General features: G+C 68.3%; 16 protein-coding genes. 3 read left to right on the plus strand and 13 right to left on the minus strand.

The annotated features are described in order from the left end of the window. Positions 1–43: 43 nt before the first annotated feature. From moxR1 to MCHLDSM_RS08380, 4 genes are all read right to left on the minus strand, one after another. On the minus strand, positions 44–1,201 hold the full coding sequence (moxR1, locus tag MCHLDSM_RS08365) for a chaperone MoxR1 (protein ID WP_048469667.1): 1,158 nt from the start codon (positions 1,199–1,201) through the stop codon (positions 44–46). A 131-nt stretch (positions 1,202–1,332) separates the two neighbouring features. Then, the gene (gene ripB / locus MCHLDSM_RS08370) at positions 1,333–2,019 is read right to left on the minus strand and encodes an NlpC/P60 family peptidoglycan endopeptidase RipB (RefSeq protein ID WP_048470234.1); all 687 of its coding nucleotides are present in this window, start codon (positions 2,017–2,019) and stop codon (positions 1,333–1,335) included. Further along, entirely contained in the window at positions 2,019–3,446 is a 1,428-nt protein-coding gene (gene ripA / locus MCHLDSM_RS08375; protein WP_407661858.1) for an NlpC/P60 family peptidoglycan endopeptidase RipA, read from the minus strand. Before ripA ends, ripB begins: the two co-directional genes overlap by 1 nt. 175 nt (positions 3,447–3,621) lie before the next feature. Continuing rightward, positions 3,622–4,161, minus strand: a complete 540-nt coding sequence (locus MCHLDSM_RS08380; RefSeq protein ID WP_048470235.1) for an Rv1476 family membrane protein — start codon at positions 4,159–4,161, stop codon at positions 3,622–3,624. Positions 4,162–4,317: 156 nt separating this feature from the next. Between MCHLDSM_RS08380 and acnA the strand changes: the two genes are divergently transcribed. Together acnA and MCHLDSM_RS08390 are read left to right on the plus strand one after the other, a co-directional pair. Then, complete coding sequence (gene acnA, locus MCHLDSM_RS08385; RefSeq protein ID WP_048469669.1) at positions 4,318–7,131, plus strand: aconitate hydratase AcnA; 2,814 nt, start codon at positions 4,318–4,320, stop codon at positions 7,129–7,131. A gap of 3 nt (positions 7,132–7,134) precedes the next feature. Continuing rightward, positions 7,135–7,698 (plus strand): TetR/AcrR family transcriptional regulator, encoded by a 564-nt coding sequence (locus MCHLDSM_RS08390; protein WP_048469670.1) that lies wholly within the window; start codon positions 7,135–7,137, stop codon positions 7,696–7,698. A 1-nt stretch (position 7,699) separates the two neighbouring features. Here MCHLDSM_RS08390 and MCHLDSM_RS08395 read toward each other — a convergent pair whose 3' ends face one another. The 6 genes from MCHLDSM_RS08395 to MCHLDSM_RS08420 all read right to left on the minus strand — a co-directional run bounded on the left by MCHLDSM_RS08395 (position 7,700) and on the right by MCHLDSM_RS08420 (position 13,542). Next, on the minus strand, positions 7,700–7,888 hold the full coding sequence (locus MCHLDSM_RS08395; RefSeq protein ID WP_048417885.1) for a helix-turn-helix domain-containing protein: 189 nt from the start codon (positions 7,886–7,888) through the stop codon (positions 7,700–7,702). Between the two features lie 59 nt (positions 7,889–7,947). After that, positions 7,948–9,576, minus strand: a complete 1,629-nt coding sequence (locus MCHLDSM_RS08400) for an ABC-F family ATP-binding cassette domain-containing protein (RefSeq protein WP_048417884.1) — start codon at positions 9,574–9,576, stop codon at positions 7,948–7,950. Between the two features lie 94 nt (positions 9,577–9,670). Continuing rightward, the gene (locus MCHLDSM_RS08405) at positions 9,671–10,492 is read right to left on the minus strand and encodes an enoyl-CoA hydratase (RefSeq protein ID WP_048469671.1); all 822 of its coding nucleotides are present in this window, start codon (positions 10,490–10,492) and stop codon (positions 9,671–9,673) included. A gap of 31 nt (positions 10,493–10,523) precedes the next feature. Further along, positions 10,524–10,886 (minus strand): thioredoxin, encoded by a 363-nt coding sequence (gene trxA / locus MCHLDSM_RS08410; RefSeq protein ID WP_048417882.1) that lies wholly within the window; start codon positions 10,884–10,886, stop codon positions 10,524–10,526. Positions 10,887–10,927: 41 nt separating this feature from the next. Then, positions 10,928–12,466, minus strand: coding sequence for a glycoside hydrolase family 16 protein (locus tag MCHLDSM_RS39165; protein ID WP_234713931.1), 1,539 nt, complete (start codon positions 12,464–12,466; stop codon positions 10,928–10,930). Between the two features lie 359 nt (positions 12,467–12,825). Continuing rightward, positions 12,826–13,542 (minus strand): flavodoxin family protein, encoded by a 717-nt coding sequence (locus MCHLDSM_RS08420; RefSeq protein ID WP_048469672.1) that lies wholly within the window; start codon positions 13,540–13,542, stop codon positions 12,826–12,828. A gap of 101 nt (positions 13,543–13,643) precedes the next feature. Here MCHLDSM_RS08420 and MCHLDSM_RS08425 point away from each other — a divergent pair, with 101 nt between their 5' ends. Further along, entirely contained in the window at positions 13,644–14,336 is a 693-nt protein-coding gene (locus MCHLDSM_RS08425; RefSeq protein WP_048469673.1) for a haloacid dehalogenase type II, read from the plus strand. Here the strand turns inward: MCHLDSM_RS08425 and MCHLDSM_RS08430 are convergent. Genes MCHLDSM_RS08430 through MCHLDSM_RS08440 form a run of 3 tightly spaced genes read right to left on the minus strand, consistent with a single transcriptional unit; the run spans position 14,326 to position 16,393 of the window. Continuing rightward, positions 14,326–14,673: a metal-sulfur cluster assembly factor gene (locus MCHLDSM_RS08430; protein ID WP_048469674.1), complete on the minus strand. Its 348-nt coding sequence runs from the start codon at positions 14,671–14,673 to the stop codon at positions 14,326–14,328. The two genes, MCHLDSM_RS08425 and MCHLDSM_RS08430, sit on opposite strands and share 11 nt — an antisense overlap. Further along, positions 14,673–15,140, minus strand: coding sequence for a Fe-S cluster assembly sulfur transfer protein SufU (gene sufU, locus MCHLDSM_RS08435; RefSeq protein WP_048469675.1), 468 nt, complete (start codon positions 15,138–15,140; stop codon positions 14,673–14,675). Before sufU ends, MCHLDSM_RS08430 begins: the two co-directional genes overlap by 1 nt. After that, complete coding sequence (locus tag MCHLDSM_RS08440) at positions 15,137–16,393, minus strand: cysteine desulfurase (RefSeq protein WP_048469676.1); 1,257 nt, start codon at positions 16,391–16,393, stop codon at positions 15,137–15,139. The genes sufU and MCHLDSM_RS08440 overlap by 4 nt, the downstream gene beginning before the upstream one ends. Between the last annotated feature and the right edge of the window lies 1 nt (position 16,394).

The following is a 16,394-nucleotide window of genomic DNA, read 5'->3' on the forward strand; positions in this document are numbered from 1 at the left end:
CAGGTCGACGGAGCGGGTGGACCGCGGAATCGGAGCCACCTGGTCAGCGGCCGTTCGCCGCGGCCGCAGCGGCCGGGACGACGGGTGGAGCCGAATGACCCTGCTGCGGAATGGCATTCACCTGCGGCAGCGCCACGGTCTGCAGAATGCGGTTGACCACGGTCTCGGCGGAGATTTCGTCGGCCAGCGCGTCGTAGGTGAGCACCAGGCGGTGGCGCAGCACATCGGGGATGACCTCGACGACGTCCTGCGGGATCACGTAATCGCGGCCCCGGACCAGCGCCAGCGCACGGGCGGCGGCGATGATGCCCAGCGAGGCGCGCGGCGAGGCGCCGTAGGCGATCCAGGCCTTCGCGTCGGGCATGCCGAACTTCTCCGGCTCGCGGGTGGCGGTCACGACGCGCACGACGTAGTCGACCAGCGCGTGATGGACGAAGTTGTTGGCCGCGACGTCCTGGAGGCGTTGCAGGTCACCGGTGTTGAGGATCTGCTTGGGCTCCGGCGGCTTGACGCCCATCCGGTAGATGATCTCGCGCTCTTCCTCCGGCGACGGGTAGTCGACGTTGAGCTTGAACAGGAAGCGGTCGCGCTGCGCCTCGGGCAGCTGGTAGACGCCCTCCTGCTCGATGGGGTTCTGCGTGGCCATCACCAGGAACGGGCTCGGCAACGGGAAGGTCTTGCCGCCGATGGAGATCTTGCGCTCGGCCATGACCTCCAGCAGCGCCGACTGCACCTTGGCGGGCGCGCGGTTGATCTCGTCGGCGAGCAGGAAGTTCACCACCACGGGCCCGAGTTCGATGTCGAACTCCTCTTTGCCCTGCCGGTAGATCCGGGTGCCGATGATGTCGGTCGGGACCAGGTCGGGGGTGAACTGGATACGCGCGAAGGTGCCGCCGACGACCTTGGCGAACGTCTCGACCGCCAGCGTCTTGGCCACGCCGGGCACGCCCTCGAGGAGCACATGCCCCTTGGCCAGCAGTCCGACGAGCATCCGCTCGACGAGCTGGTCCTGGCCGACGATGATCCGCTTGACCTCGAAGATCGCCCGTTCCAGCGTGTGCACCTCGTTCTGCAGCCCGCCGTTGTTCTGCGCGGGAGCCGACGGAGCTGGAGCGGCGTGCGCGCCTGCGGAGTAGCCCTGGCCCGGGTTCTGCCCGGGGAATCCTCCAGAGCCCTGCGGCGGCCCACTCGGTGAGGTCATCAACGTTCCTTCCACATGCGCACTACCTGCTGCTCGGTGCGGCGCCGGCCGATGGTGGCCGGACACCCGCCGTCAACTATTCCAGGCGGGTCGGAATCCGTCGACGCCGCCCGAATTAACTCAGCCGCTACTCAGGATTCGATGATGCGCGCCGCGTAGGGCTGCAGGCCCGAGGTCCGCACCGGACTCACGGTCACTTTGCCGGCGCTGCCGGAGGCCTCGAGCATCCTGCCGCCGCCGAGGTACATCGCGACGTGCTGGCTGCCGCCGGGACCCCAGAACAGGAGGTCTCCGCGCTTGGCCTGGGAGATGGGCACCTTGCGACCGGTGTCGTACTGGTCGCCCGAGTACTTCGGGATGAGGACGCCGACGCCCGCGTAGGCGAACTGGGTGAGCCCGGAGCAGTCGAACCCGACGGTGTTGGCGCCGGAGTCGATGCCGCGCGTGGGTCCGGTCGGTTTCCCGCCACCCCACGAGTACGGCACCCCCATCTGGCTGCCGCCCCGGCGGATCGCGTATTCGATGGCCGCCGGGCCGCGGACCACGCCGGGCGCGACGCTGGTCGGGTCGGCCGGCGCCAGCCCGAGGCTCTGCAGGAACTTGTGCCCGAGGTTCATCGTGACCTGGGTGGCCTGCGCGGTGGCGGCCAGCGAGGCATTGGCGATGGCGAGCGGGTCGCCGGGGGCGCCGGCGCTGATGAGCTTGGGCAGCGTGGGATCCCACTGCCCGGCCTCGGGCTGGGCAGCGGCCGGCGAGGCCGCGCCGATCAGCACCGCGACCGCGACGGTGACAGAGACGAGAAGGCGGCGCAGCGCGATCACCACTCGATCATTCGGGTCACGAACGGCGTCATACCGCTGGTCCGCACCGGCGAGATCTTGACCACCGACCCGGTGTAGGGCGCCTCGAGCATCTGCCCGTTGCCGAGGTACATCGCGACGTGCTGGCTGGCGTTGGGTCCGTAGAAGATCATGTCGCCGCGGCGCATCTGCGCCGATGGCACCTTGCGTCCGGCGTTGTACTGCGAGCCCGAGTAGTGGTCGAGCTTGATGCCGACGCCGGCGAACATGTAGAGCATCAGGCCCGAGCAGTCGAAGCCCACCGTGCCCGCTCCGGAGTCGATGCCGCGGCTCGGCCCCGAGGCGTTGCCGCCGCCCCACGAGTACGGCACCCCGAGCTGCGACATGCCGCGCTTGATGACGTATTCGGTGGCCTGCGGTCCGTTCGCCACCGGGATCGCGCCGTTGGTGATGCCGGTCGGCGTCGGCAGCAGGCCGATGCTCTGCAGGAACTTGCGGCCGAGGTTCTGGGTCACCTCCAGCGAGGTGGTGATGATCTTCAGGACCGCGTTGATGATCTGGACCGGGTCGCCGCTGACGAACGCGCTCGGGATCTGGGGCAACGTCATGTCCCAGGCGGTGTCGCGGTTACCGGTCGCCGGGTCGACGTCCCAGTTCGCGTTGGCACCCGACTTGGCCGGTGCCGGCGTGGCACCCGCCCCCGCTCCCGATCCCGTTGGCGCGCGGCCCGAGACGGGCGACGACGGCGCCGAAAGCGCCTGTGCCTGCTGGAGTTTCGTCTGCGCCTGGGCCCGCTCGGCGGTGAGCCGGTCGAGCTCGCTCTGCTGATCCTTGAAGGTCTGCTGGGCGTTGGTGAGCGCGTCGACGGCACTCTGCTGGCTGGTCTCGGCGGCCTTGACCGCGTCGTCGGCCTGCTGCTTGGCCAGCCGCGCGGCGGACTCCTTGTTGACCTGCTCCGTGCGCGCCCGCGACAGGTCGGTGATGACCTTCTGGGAGCTCAGCGAGAGCGCCTGCCCGGTGGCCGCCGTGTCGAGAATGTCGACGGGGTCCTTGGCGGTCAGGTACGAATTCGACGGGCCGTTGACGTACATCGCGGCCGCGAACTTGTCGAAGCGTCCCTGCGCGGCGTCGATCGCGGCGTTGGCCTCTTTGACCCCGACCGCGCTGGCGTCGACCTGCTGCTGCGCCTTGGCCGCGTTCTCGCGTGCGGTGGCCACGTCGAGGATCGCCTTGTTCACGCTCTCCTGCTGCGTCTGGATCGCGGCTCCGAGATCCTGCAGCTTCTGGTTGACGTTGGCGACCTCGGTGACGAGTTGGGCCAGGTCACCGTTGCCGGGTTGCGCTTGGGCGAGGTGCGGCGTCGTCATCACCATGCCGAACGCCAGCGACACCGCGCACAACCGGGTGGCGGGCGCGCCGCCAAGGGGGCGTCTCATTCGACTCAGGTCTCCTCAGGCTTCGCGCAGAAGTCACACAATGCACAACTGCAACTACAGGCACCGATTGCACCGTACGTCACATCTGACGCTAAAGAAACTTTAGTCACAAATTACAACAATGTAATTGCAATGGGCGTTATCAAACGGTGATGTTTGAATTAACGCGTGAGGCGGCTATTCCTCAATCGTTGCTGGTGGAGGCTGCGCTGGAACCGGTCGACCGTTTGCCGTATTTCTGCAGCACACGGGTCGCGGCCGCGGCGATGAGCACCAGGAATACGAGCACAATCGTGAATGCGGTCCACGAAAAGTGCGGGGTGGTCAACTCCCCCAGGAAATTCTTCGACGACTGCACCGGATCGCCTGTTCGGGCGAGGTCCTGGCCCGCCTCGAGCGTCGACCGATCGAGCACCGGGCTGTAGGTCCCGGCGAAGGACGGACTGAGCGCCAGCACCGTGGATCCGGGGTTGGCGTTGCCGACGACCGTCGCGATGTCGCGCAGCGGCGTGTCGATCGGAGGGTTGTTCGCGATGACCACGATCTTGAGGTCGATGCCCTGCTGCTTGGCGTCCTCGACGACCTGCCGCAGCGCCGGCACCTCGGCCTGATCGGCGGGCGGCACGCTGATGCCGTCGTCCTTGACGTCGGCCTGAACCTGATCCATGTCGATCTCCGGCGGGACGTACGCCGGCAGGAACGGAATCACCTGCGGTCCGGTCACACGAGCACGGTACGCGACCTGCGGGGGTGGCATCACGCGCACACACCGACAAGACTGGAGCACACCCTGGGATTCAATACAGGACAAGCGTACTGTTAAGGTGACAAACGCCGCCGACACAGCCCGTCGCGGCGCTGATTCAAGCCGGGAGTTGATGTGAGCAGCAAGAATTCATCCGTGAACTCGTTCGGAGCGAAAGACACGCTCGAGGTCGGAGACCGCAGCTACGAGATCTACCGTCTGGACGCCGTACCCGGCACCGAGAAGCTGCCCTACAGCCTCAAAGTCCTCGCCGAGAACCTGCTGCGCACCGAGGACGGCTCCAACATCACCAAGGACCACATCGACGCCATCGCGAGCTGGGATCCGTCGGCCGACCCCAGCATCGAGATCCAGTTCACCCCGGCGCGGGTGATCATGCAGGACTTCACCGGCGTGCCGTGCATCGTCGACCTGGCCACGATGCGCGAGGCCGTGGGCGATCTGGGCGGCGACCCGCAGAAGGTGAACCCACTGGCTCCGGCGGATCTGGTGATCGACCACTCCGTGATCGCCGACCTGTTCGGCACCGCGAACGCCTTCGAGCGCAACGTCGAGATCGAATACGAGCGCAACGGTGAGCGGTACCAGTTCCTGCGCTGGGGTCAGGGCGCGTTCAACGACTTCAAGGTCGTGCCCCCCGGCACCGGCATCGTGCACCAGGTCAACATCGAGTACCTGGCCAGCGTCGTGATGGACCGCGACGGGGTGGCCTACCCGGACACCTGTGTCGGCACCGACAGCCACACCACGATGGAGAACGGCCTGGGCGTGCTGGGCTGGGGCGTGGGCGGCATCGAGGCCGAGGCCGCGATGCTGGGCCAGCCGGTGTCGATGCTGATCCCCCGCGTGGTCGGCTTCAAGCTGACCGGTGAGCGGCGCGCCGGCGTGACGGCGACCGACGTGGTGCTGACCGTCACCGAGATGCTGCGCAAGCACGGTGTGGTCGGCAAGTTCGTCGAGTTCTACGGCGAGGGCGTGGCCGAGGTGCCGCTGGCCAACCGCGCCACCCTCGGCAACATGAGCCCCGAATTCGGTTCCACCGCAGCGATCTTCCCGATCGACGAGGTGACCATCGACTACCTGCGGATGACCGGCCGCAGTGATCAGCAGCTCGCGCTGGTCGAGGCCTACGCCAAGGCGCAGGGCATGTGGCACGACCCGAGCCGCGAGCCGAAGTTCTCCGAGTACATCGAACTCGACCTGTCCGACGTGGTCCCCTCCATCGCGGGCCCGAAGCGTCCGCAGGACCGCATCGCTCTCGACGACGCGAAGTCGGCGTTCCGCAAGGACATTCACAACTACGTCGGCGGCGAGGAAGAGGAGTCGGTGCGCACCAACGTCGACGAGGCCGTCGACGAGACCTTCCCCGCCAGCGACCCGGTGTCGCTGTCGTTCGCCGATGAGGGCGCGGTGCCGCTGCACTCGGCCGCCAAGGGCGCCGAGGGCCGGCCGACCAAGCCGGTGAAGGTGGAGTCCGCCGAGCGCGGCGACTGCATCCTCGACCACGGCGCGGTCGTCATCGCCGCGATCACCTCGTGCACCAACACCTCCAACCCGGAGGTGATGATCGGTGCCGCGCTGCTCGCCAAGAACGCCGTCGACAAGGGGCTGACCAGCAAGCCGTGGGTCAAGACCACGATGGCGCCCGGATCGCAGGTGGTCACCGACTACTACGAGAAGGCCGGTCTGTGGCCGTATCTGGAGAAGCTGGGCTTCTTCCTGGTCGGTTACGGCTGCACCACGTGCATCGGCAACAGCGGCCCGCTGCCCGACGAGATCAGCAAGGCGATCAACGACAACGACCTGTCGGTGACCGCGGTGCTGTCGGGCAACCGCAACTTCGAGGGCCGCATCAACCCCGACGTGAAGATGAACTACCTGGCGTCCCCGCCGCTGGTGATCGCCTACGCGCTGGCGGGCACCATGGACTTCGACTTCGAGACCGAGCCGCTCGGCCAGGACGAGTCCGGCAACGACGTGTTCCTCAAGGACATCTGGCCCACACAGCAGGACATCAACGACACCATCGCCGGCGCGATCAACACCGAGATGTTCGTCAAGAACTACTCCGATGTGTTCAAGGGCGACGAGCGCTGGCGCAATCTGCCGACGCCCAGCGGTGACACGTTCGAGTGGGACCAGGACTCGACCTACGTGCGCAAGCCTCCGTACTTCGACGGCATGCCCGCCGAGCCGGAGCCGGTGACCGACATCCACGGCGCCAGGGTGCTTGCGCTGCTGGGCGATTCGGTGACCACCGACCACATCTCCCCCGCCGGCAGCATCAAGCCGGGAACGCCGGCCGCGCAGTATCTGGAGTCGCACGGCGTGGAGAAGAAGGACTACAACTCCTACGGCTCCCGGCGTGGCAACCACGAGGTGATGATCCGCGGCACGTTCGCCAACATCCGGCTGCGCAACCAGCTGCTCGACGACGTCTCGGGCGGGTACACCCGCGACTTCACCAACGGTGGCGAGCAGGCGTTCATCTACGACGCTGCGCAGAACTACGCCGCGCAGAACATCCCGCTGGTGGTGCTCGGCGGCAAGGAGTACGGCTCGGGCTCGTCGCGCGACTGGGCAGCCAAGGGCACCAGCCTGCTGGGCGTGCGGGCCGTCATCACCGAGTCGTTCGAACGGATCCACCGCTCGAACCTCATCGGTATGGGCGTGATCCCGCTGCAGTTCCCCGAGGGGGAGTCGGCGGCGTCGCTGAAGCTCGACGGCACCGAGACGTTCGAGATCACCGGGATCGAGGCGCTCAACGACGGGAAGACGCCGAAGACGGTGCATGTGAAGGCCTCGAAGGACGGTGGCGACGCGGTCGAGTTCGACGCGGTCGTGCGCATCGACACCCCCGGTGAGGCGGACTACTACCGCAACGGCGGCATCCTGCAGTACGTGCTGCGCAACATGCTGAAGTCCTGACACGTGCCCCGGGTCACCGACGATCATCTGGCGGCGCGGCGTCGTCAGATCCTCGACGGCGCCCGGCGGTGCTTCGCCGAGTACGGGTACGACCGGGCTACCGTGCGGAGGCTCGAGCAGACGATCGGGCTCTCGCGCGGCGCCATCTTCCACCACTTCCGCGACAAGGACACGCTGTTCTTCGAACTGGCGCGTGAGGACGCGGAGCGGATGGCCGATGTGGCGGCGCGCGAGGGCTTGATCCAGGTGATGCGGGACATGCTGGCCGCGCCCGATCAGTTCGATTGGCTGGCAACGCGGTTGGAGATCGCCCGCAAGCTGCGCAACGACCCGGCGTTCAGCCGGGGCTGGTCGGAACGGTCCGCGGAGCTGTCAGCCGCCACGGCAGAGCGGCTGCGCAGGCAGAAGCAGGCCGGGCGTCTCCGCGACGACGTGCCCGGCGAGGTGCTGCGGACCTACCTGGAACTGGTGCTGGACGGGCTGGTGGCGCGCCTGGCGTCCGGCGACGATCCAGAACGGCTCGGCGCCGTCCTGGATCTGGTCGAGGACTCGGTCCGCCAGCGCTGAGTCAGCGCCTGCCGCGATGGTTGGGCCCGCCCCGGCTGCGCATGGTCGTGCCCGACTCGCGGAGCATGCTGTGCACCGAACCGTAGGAATGGCCGGTCGAGGCCACCAGAGTCCGGATGCTGGCTCCCCCCTCGTAGGCGCTGCGGAGCTCGGTGATGAGCTGATCCCTGTCTTTGCCGTTCTTCTTCATTGACGCCCTCCCGCGCTGTGCAGCAGTCGCATACCCAGCGTCGGAAGCGTTGAACCCGATCAGGCCAGCTCGATCAGTTCCCGATACTCGTCGGACCAGAAGTCCTCGGTGCCGTCGGGCAGCAGGACCACCCGCTGCGGTTCCAGGGCCTCGGCCGCGCCGGGATCGTGGGTCACCAGCACCACGGCGCCGGCGTAGCTGCGCAGCGCGTCGAGCACCTGCTCGCGCGAGGCGGGGTCCAGGTTGTTGGTCGGCTCGTCGAGCAGCAGCACGTTGGCCGTGGACGCGACCAGACCGGCCAGCGCCAGCCGGGTCTTCTCGCCACCGGACAGCGTGCCCGCGGGTTGCTCGAGTTGGGGGCCGCTGAACATGAACGCGCCCAGCAGGCCGCGCAGGTCCTGCTCGCCGGTGTCCGGGGCGGCGTGGCGGATGTTCTCCCACACCGAGGCCATGTTGTCGAGGGTGTCGTGCTCCTGGGCGAAGTAGCCGATCTTGAGCCCGTGCCCGGGTTCCAGACCGCCGGCGTCCGGCTTCTCCACGCCGGCGAGCAGGCGCAGCAGCGTGGTCTTGCCGGCGCCGTTGAGCCCGAGCACGACGACGCGCGACCCGCGGTCGATCGCCAGGTCCAGACCGGTGAAGATCTCCAGCGAGCCGTAGGTCTTGGTCAGACCCTTGGCGATCAGCGGCGTCTTGCCGCACGGGGCCGGCGTCGGGAACTTGATCCGCGCCACCTTGTCGGCCACCCGCTCGTCGTCCAGCTCGGCGATCATCCGCTCGGCGCGACGCAACATGTTCTGCGCGGCAACGGCTTTGGTGGCCTTCGCGCCCATCTTGGCCGCCTGGGCGCGCAGTGCCCCCGCCTTCTTCTCGGCGTTGGCGCGCTCGCGTCGGCGACGCTGCTCGTCGGTGGCGCGGGCGTCGAGATACTTCTGCCAGCCCATGTTGTAGACGTCGACCTCGCCGCGGACCGCGTCGAGAAACCACACCCGGTTCACGACGTCGGCGAGCAGGCTGACGTCGTGGCTGATCACCACGAGGCCACCGGCGTGGTTCTGCAGGAAGGTGCGCAGCCAGCCGATCGAGTCGGCGTCGAGGTGGTTGGTGGGCTCGTCCAGGAGCAGCGTGGTGTCCGACCCCGAGCCGGTGTCCGACGCGGCGAACAGGATCCGCGCGAGCTCGACGCGGCGGCGCTGCCCACCCGAGAGGGTGCGCAGCGGCTGGGTCAGGACGCGGTCGGGCAGGCCGAGGCTGGCGCAGATCCGGCCCGCCTCGCTCTCGGCCGCGTATCCGCCCAGCGCGGCGAAGCGCTCCTCGAGCTGGCCGTACCGGCGCACAGCCTTGTCCCGGGCCGCGTCGTCGGCGACCTCGGCCATCAGCGCCTGCTGCTTCTCCAGATCCGACAGCAGCGTGTCCAGGCCGCGCGCTGACAGCACCCGGTCCCGGGCCAGCTGGTCGAGGTCACCCTCTTTGGGATCCTGCGGCAGGTACCCGATCTCACCGGAGCGGCTGATCGACCCGGCATACGGTTCGCCCTCACCGGCGAGGATGCGCATCGTGGTGGTCTTGCCGGCACCGTTGCGGCCGACCAGGCCGATGCGGTCACCGGGTTGCACGCGCAGCGCCGCGCCCTCGATCGCGAGCAGCGTGCGCGCTCCGGCGCGGACCTCGAGGTCCGTTGCGGTGATCACGCTGAAGCTCCTGAAAAGAACGAGGGCATGGCGAAACCCCATGCCGCGGCTGACCTCAAAGGCTAATGGCAGCAGCGGCCCTGTGGCCAATCGGTTACTTGTCGTCGGTGAAGACCGCGGGGCGGTTCTCCTTGCGTGCCGCGACCGCTTCCTCGAAGTTGCTGGTCAGCAGCCGGACGTAGAGCTGTCCAAGACCTTCGGCCTGCATGTGCGCTTCCAGCGAACCGGCGTCGAGCCCACTCCACAGCGTGCGCTTGGTCAGCTCGGTTCCGGGCCGGGAGAACGCCGCGATCCGCTCGGCGATGTCGTAGCAGGTGTCGAGCAGCTCCCCGGGCGAGACCCGGCGCGACACCAGCCCGATGCGCTCGGCCTCCTCGGCGCTGACGTCGCGGCCGGTCAGCATGATCTCGAAGGCCCGCGAGGATCCGATGGCCCGCGGCAGCAGATAGCTGAGGCCCAGTTCGCTGGCCGTGAGGCCGTTGTTGATACCCGCGGCCCGGAAGTAGGCGTCGGCGGCGGCGACGCGGATGTCGGCCGCCAGTGCCAGGCACAGACCACCGCCGATGGCAGCGCCGTTGACAGCCGCGATGACCGGTTGGTGCATCTTGCGCATGCCCAGGATGACGTCGTCGAGGACTTCCATCGACCGCAGCCCGAACGTGGGCCGGGTCAGGCCGTCGACGTGCGGAACGGATCCGGCGGACTTGTGGTCCGCGCCCGAGGAGAAGCCGCGACCGGCGCCGGTGAGCACCACCGCGCGCACATCGTTGTCGTGGGTGAGCGCGCGGAGCGCGTCGCGCAGCGGCAGCATGACGTCGAAGGCCATGGAGTTCATCCGCTCGGGGCGGTTCAGCGTCACCAGCGCGACGTGCGGCCGGGGCCTGTCGACGAGGACGAACTGTTCGCGCGCGCTCACGCCTGCACGGTATCGGGCGCGCGAGCGGGGGTCAGCCCTGGCTGTCGTCCTGCGCGGCGATCGCCGCGTCGATGTCGAACTCCTTGACCTTCTGCACGAGGTCTTCCAGCGCCGCGGGCGGCAGGGCACCGGCCTGGTTGAACACCAGCTTGCCCTTCTTGAACGCCATCAGCGTGGGGATGGAGCGGATGTCCGCCGCGGCGGCGAGCTGCTGCTCGGCCTCGGTGTCGACCTTCGCATACACGACGTCGGGGTGCTTCTCCGACGACGCCTTGAAGGTCGGGGCGAACGCCCGACACGGCCCGCACCACGACGCCCAGAAATCGACCAGCACGATCTCGTTGTCGTTGATGGTGGTGTTGAACTCTTCGGCGGTGATGTCTTTCGTAGCCACGCAGTCTTCAACGCGGCGCCGGCGACCTGTGTTCCCCCGACTCAGAGCTGGTAGGCGCGCACCCAGTCGACCTTCATCTCGGCGTTCAGGGGCGCCGACGCGCTCGGGTCGCCGGTCCAGGGGTTGCCGACGGCCACGTTGAGGATCAGGTAGTGCTGCCACTGGCCGGAGAACGGTGTCCAGTCACCGCCGAGCGCCTCGTACTGCGCCTTGGTGACGCTGCCCACCTCGACGCCGTCCACCCGCCAGGTGATGCGATCGGCGTACCAGTCCATGCCGTAGACGTGGAAGTCGGCGGACAGGTCGACTCCCAGGTCGGCGTCGACGCCGTTGAGCTTGACATCGACGGTGTTGTTCGCCTTCGACGGGCCGTGGATGTTGCCGGTCCACATGCGGGCGGCCTCGGGCGTGCCGAAACCGGGCACCTCCGCGATGTCGATCTCGCCCTGCCGGGGCCAGTCGAATTCGTGTCCCGGTTCCAGGCCGACCGACCAGAACGCCGGCAGCAGCCCCTGGTCGACCGGCATCTTGATGCGGGCCTCGACGCGGGTGCCGACGCCGATCGATTGCTTGCCGTAGGTGACCACGCGCGCTGAGGTGTAGTTGTACGGCGCGCCGAGCCCGTCCGGGGCGGGCTCGCGGCGCGCGGTGATCACCAGGTTGCCGTCGGCGTCGACGGTCATGTTGTTGCCGTCGGTGTAGTACTGGTTCTCCCCCGCGGACTGACCCCAGCGGCCGGTCTGCATCCCCCAGTACTTGAGAGCCTCCTCCCGGCTGCTGAAGTTCGTCTCCCACAGCAGTCTCGGCTGCGACGGCGTGGTGACGACGACGTCGCGGTAGATCCGTTTCCTCTTGACCAGCCACCGGTCGGCGGTCGCCTGGGAGACCGGGATGTCGAGCCAGGTGGTGCCCATCCGGCTGCTCCGGATACCCATCGAGTACAGCGAGTCGACGATCATCGATCCGACGGTGACCCGGGTGCTGTTGGCGGCCGCGACCAGCACCGGATCGGAGGCGGTCGCGGTCGCGGTGGCGGTGGCGGTGGCGCCCGGGGCGGTGGCCAGGGTGGTGGTCACGGCCTTCGCGGCGGCGGGTGCGGGCTCCGGTTCGGTGCGGCGCGCGCTACGACGGACGACGGGTTCGGACGTGTCGGCGACGGCGGCGCGGACGCGTTCGGCGCGGCGGGTGCGCTCGTGACGGGCGGGCCGGGTGTCCTCGGGCGCCGCGTCGGCCGCGTCGACGTCCTCCGTGCTGTCCCGAGGCGCGGATTCGGCCGCGTCGGTGTTCTCGGAATCCTGCGACTCGGTGTCGCGGCCACGCTCACCGGAGTCGCGGTCATCCTCCTTCGTGGACGTGTCGGGGCGGTCGGCGGCCTCGGTCGTCGACCCGGCCGACGAAGCGGACGAAGCGGAGGTCTGCGAGGTGTCGGCATCCGCATCGGCGGGGCTGGCCGCGGCGCACGCCGCACCTGCCACGCCGCCGGCCATGAGTGCCGCGGCGATGAAGCCGCCGGCGAGAAGATGTTTGCCGCTGACAATCGTCGGGGCGCTTCGCTGGGTGCAGTGCATCACCGAATCCATTTCCCTCAGTGAGACATTTGACGAAAGGCAAAGCAGGAAATCGACACATGTGCCCCCGCGATCAGCGAACACCGCGAATAAACTGCCGTGCAGTTCAACTCGCGTGCCGCCGCGCAGCGGTGCATGCACAGCAAACGGTAACCAAGGACGTGGGTGAGCGCGTCTTTTCGCGTCAATTCATTCGGCAAAAAGGGCAGACGTCATTTACGGCGCAATTGACGGATGTCGCTATTGTCTTTTGCAGCATAGATCGAGGAAATTGCTCGGCACGGCCTATTCCGCGGAAGTCCCAGGTCGCCATCCCGGGATCGCCCAGCCCGTTGATTGCCTGACATCGTCAGGCAAGTCGCCACGACGGATCAGCGATACTCGGGGTTGGCGAAGTCGTACCGGCAGCCTGCGTCCCACCCCGAACGGATGTTGCCGTACGCCGGCACCCCACCCGACGACTTCAGCAGCCGGGCGAGGTGCATCAGGTTCCACGTCATGAATGTGGTGTTGCGGTTGGTGAAGTCGTTCTCCGGCCCGCCGGAGCCGGGGTCGAGGTATGACGGCCCGGGACCGGCCTCGCCGATCCACCCGGCATCGGCCTGCGGGGGGATGGTGTAGCCGATGTGCTGCAGCGTGTACAGCACATTCTGGGCGCAGTGCTTGACGCCGTCCTCGTTGCCGGTGATCAGGCACCCACCGACCCGGCCGTAGTAGAGGTACTGGCCCGCGTCGTTGAGCAGGTGCGAGCCGCCGTAGAGCCGCTCGTGCACCTTCTTCATCACCGAACTGTTGTCGCCCAACCAGATCGGGCCGGCCAGAACCAGGATGTCGGCCGCGAGCACCTTGTCGAAGATCGCCGGCCAGTCGTCGGTGGCCCAGCCGTGCTCACGCATGTCGGGCCACACGCCGGTGGCGATGTCGTGGTCCACGGCACGCACCACGTCGACGGCGACACCGTGCTTCTCCATGATCGCGGTGCTGATGCGCACCAGGCCGTCGGTGTTGCTGATCTCGGGCGACCGCTTGAGGGTGCAGTTGATGAACACCGCACGCAGACTACTGAAGTCGAGATCGGGATCGCTCATCGTGCGCTCCTGTCGCCGTAGGTGCCGTCGAGATGCAGTGCGCTGATCCGCCTCGAGCGTTACACGAAGCCCGGTGCGGAGCTCGGCAGATGATGAATCCCATGCCGAAACCTGCGCTGCTGATCTTCGACGTCAACGAGACCCTGCTCGACATCGAGACGCTGACGCCGGCGTTCGCGGAGATCTTCGGCGACGGGCAGGTGCTGCGCGAGTGGTTCGCGCAGTTGATCACCTACTCGATGACGGCGACCCTGGCCGGCTCCTACGTCGACTTCTTCACCCTCGGCCGCGGCGTCCTCGAGATGGTCGGCACGGTCCACGGCGTGAAGGTCACCGACGACGACTCGCGGCGGGTCGGCGAGGCGCTGCGGTCGATGCCGGCACATCCCGACGTCGCCGCCGGCCTGGCACAGCTGCGTGACCGTGGCCACCGGCTGGTGACCCTGACGAATTCGCCGCCGGTCGACGGTGCGCCCACCCCGCTCGACCGGGCGGGTCTGGGCGGGTACGTCGAGCGGCAGTTCAGTGTCGACGCCTTCGCGACGTTCAAGCCGGCCACCCGGTTGTATGTCGACGTCGCCGCGGCCCTGGGCGTGCCGCCCGGTGACTGCATGATGGTGGCCGCGCACGTATGGGACACGATCGGGGCGCAGAGCGCGGGGATGGAGGGCGCCTTCGTCGCCCGCCGCGGCAACGCCCTGCTCCCGGTGCCCGCGCTTCCGCAGCCGACCGTGGTCGCCGCCGATCTGCTCGAGCTCGCCCGGCTACTCGACGAACGCGAGCTCAGACGGTGAAGCCCAGGGCCCGCAACTGCTCGCGGCCGTCCTCGGTGATCTTGTCCGGACCCCACGGCGGGTTCCACACCCAGTTGATCTTGATGTCGTTGACCAGCCCGGCTCCGACGAGCGCCGTGCGGGACTGATCTTCGATGACGTCGGTCAGCGGGCAGGCCGCCGAGGTCAGCGTCATGTCGATCAGCGCCACGTCGCCCCCGTCACCCTTCTCGACGTTCAGGCCGTAGACCAGCCCGAGGTCGACGACATTGATGCCGAGTTCGGGGTCGACCACGTCACGCATCGCCTCTTCGAGATCGGCCAGGAATTCCTCGTTGGCCACTGCACCGTCACTCATCAGTTCTCCTCCACAGAAGTCTCGTCAGGCCCGTGCGCCTGGGCCAGTGCTGCCTTGAACGCCGTCCACCCCAGCAGCGCGCACTTCACCCGCGCCGGGTACTTGGCGACACCGGCGAACGCGATACCGTCGCCGATCACGTCCTCGTCGCCGTCGATCCTGCCCCGCGACGACACCATCTCGGAGAACGCCGCGACCGTCTTGAGCGCATCCCCGACGGTCTGCCCGATCACCTGGTCGGTCAGCACCGACGTCGACGCCTGGCTGATGGAGCAGCCCTGCCCGTCGTAGGAGATGTCGGTGACGGTCTCCCCGTCCTCGGACAACGCCACCCGCAGGGTGACCTCGTCGCCGCACGTGGGGTTCACGTGGTGCACCTCTGCGGCGAACGGTTCCCGCAGGCCGCGGTGGTGCGGGTGCTTGTAGTGGTCCAGGATCACTTCCTGGTAGATCTGCTCGAGCCTCACCCGAAGAACTCCACCGCCCGCCGGACCCCGGCGACCAGCCGGTCCACCTCGTCGGCGGTGTTGTACACCGCGAACGACGCCCGCGCGGTCGCCGCGATGCCGAACCGGCGGTGCAGCGGCCATGCGCAGTGGTGCCCGACGCGCACCGCGACCCCGTCGTCGTCGAGCACCTGCCCGACGTCGTGGGCGTGCACGCCGTCGACCACGAACGACACCGGCGACCCGCGGTCGGTCATCGACGCCGGGCCGATGATCCGGACGCCCTCGATCTCCGAGAGCCCGGCCAGCGCGGCGGCGACGAGCTCACGTTCGTGCTGCTCGACCGCGGGCATCCCGAGCGCGTCGAGGTAACGGGCGGCGGCAGCCAACCCGACCACCTGCGACGTCATCGGCGTGCCCGCCTCGAAACGCTGCGGGGCCGGCGCGAACGTCGTGGCCTCCATGGTCACGGTCTCGATCATCGAGCCGCCGGTCAGGAACGGCGGCATCGCCTCGAGCAGCGCCCGCTTGCCGTACAGCACGCCGATACCGGTGGGCCCCAGCATCTTGTGGCCGGAGAACGCCGCGAAGTCGACGTCGAGGGCGTGGACGTCGACGGGCTGATGCGGGACGGACTGGCAGGCGTCGAGCAGCACCAGCGCTCCGACCGAGCGGGCCCGCGCCACCAGTTCGGCGACCGGCGCCACCGCGCCGGTGACGTTCGAATGATGGCTGAAGGCAACGATTTTCACGCGCTCGTCGAGCTCGAGCGAGTCGAGGTCGATGCGGCCCGCTTCAGGCCCCTCGGAAATGACGCCGTACCAGCGCAGCGTCGCACCCGTGCGCTGAGCGAGTTCCTGCCAGGGCACCAGGTTCGCGTGGTGCTCGATCTCGGTGGTGACGATGACGTCCCCGGGACCGACCGCGCGGTCGAACCGCTTGTCCGCCAACGCATAGGCGACCAGGTTGATGGCTTCGGTGGCGTTCTTGGTGAACACCAGTTCGTCGGCGTCGGCGCCGATGAACGCCGCGATGTCCTCACGGCCCTGCTCGTAGGCGTCGGTCGCCTCCTCCATCAACTGGTGCGCGCCGCGGTGCACCGCGCCGTTGGAGGTGAGCAGGAACTCCCGCTCGGCGTCGAGCACGGCCAGCGGCTTCTGCGACGTCGCCCCGGAGTCGAGGTAGGCGAGTTGTTGTCCGCCGCGCATCACCCGCTGCAGGATCGGGAAATCCGCCCTGATCGCGCTGAGGTCCAGCGTCCGCGCGACCGTCATG

Origin of the sequence: Mycolicibacterium chlorophenolicum (assembly GCF_001044235.1) — a bacterium.
In the GTDB taxonomy this organism is placed as follows: Bacteria; Actinomycetota; Actinomycetes; order Mycobacteriales; family Mycobacteriaceae; genus Mycobacterium; species Mycobacterium chlorophenolicum.

Coding starts and splice junctions, on each gene's coding strand:
- moxR1 (WP_048469667.1), bottom strand. CDS start 1,201: ATGACCTCACCGAGTGGGCCGCCGCAGGGCTCTGGAGGATTCCCCGGG.
- MCHLDSM_RS08395 (WP_048417885.1), bottom strand. CDS start 7,888: ATGAAGAAGAACGGCAAAGACAGGGATCAGCTCATCACCGAGCTCCGC.
- MCHLDSM_RS39165 (WP_234713931.1), bottom strand. CDS start 12,466: ATGGATTCGGTGATGCACTGCACCCAGCGAAGCGCCCCGACGATTGTC.
- MCHLDSM_RS08420 (WP_048469672.1), bottom strand. CDS start 13,542: ATGAGCGATCCCGATCTCGACTTCAGTAGTCTGCGTGCGGTGTTCATC.
- MCHLDSM_RS08425 (WP_048469673.1), top strand. CDS start 13,644: ATGCCGAAACCTGCGCTGCTGATCTTCGACGTCAACGAGACCCTGCTC.
- MCHLDSM_RS08430 (WP_048469674.1), bottom strand. CDS start 14,673: ATGAGTGACGGTGCAGTGGCCAACGAGGAATTCCTGGCCGATCTCGAA.
- MCHLDSM_RS08440 (WP_048469676.1), bottom strand. CDS start 16,393: ATGACGGTCGCGCGGACGCTGGACCTCAGCGCGATCAGGGCGGATTTC.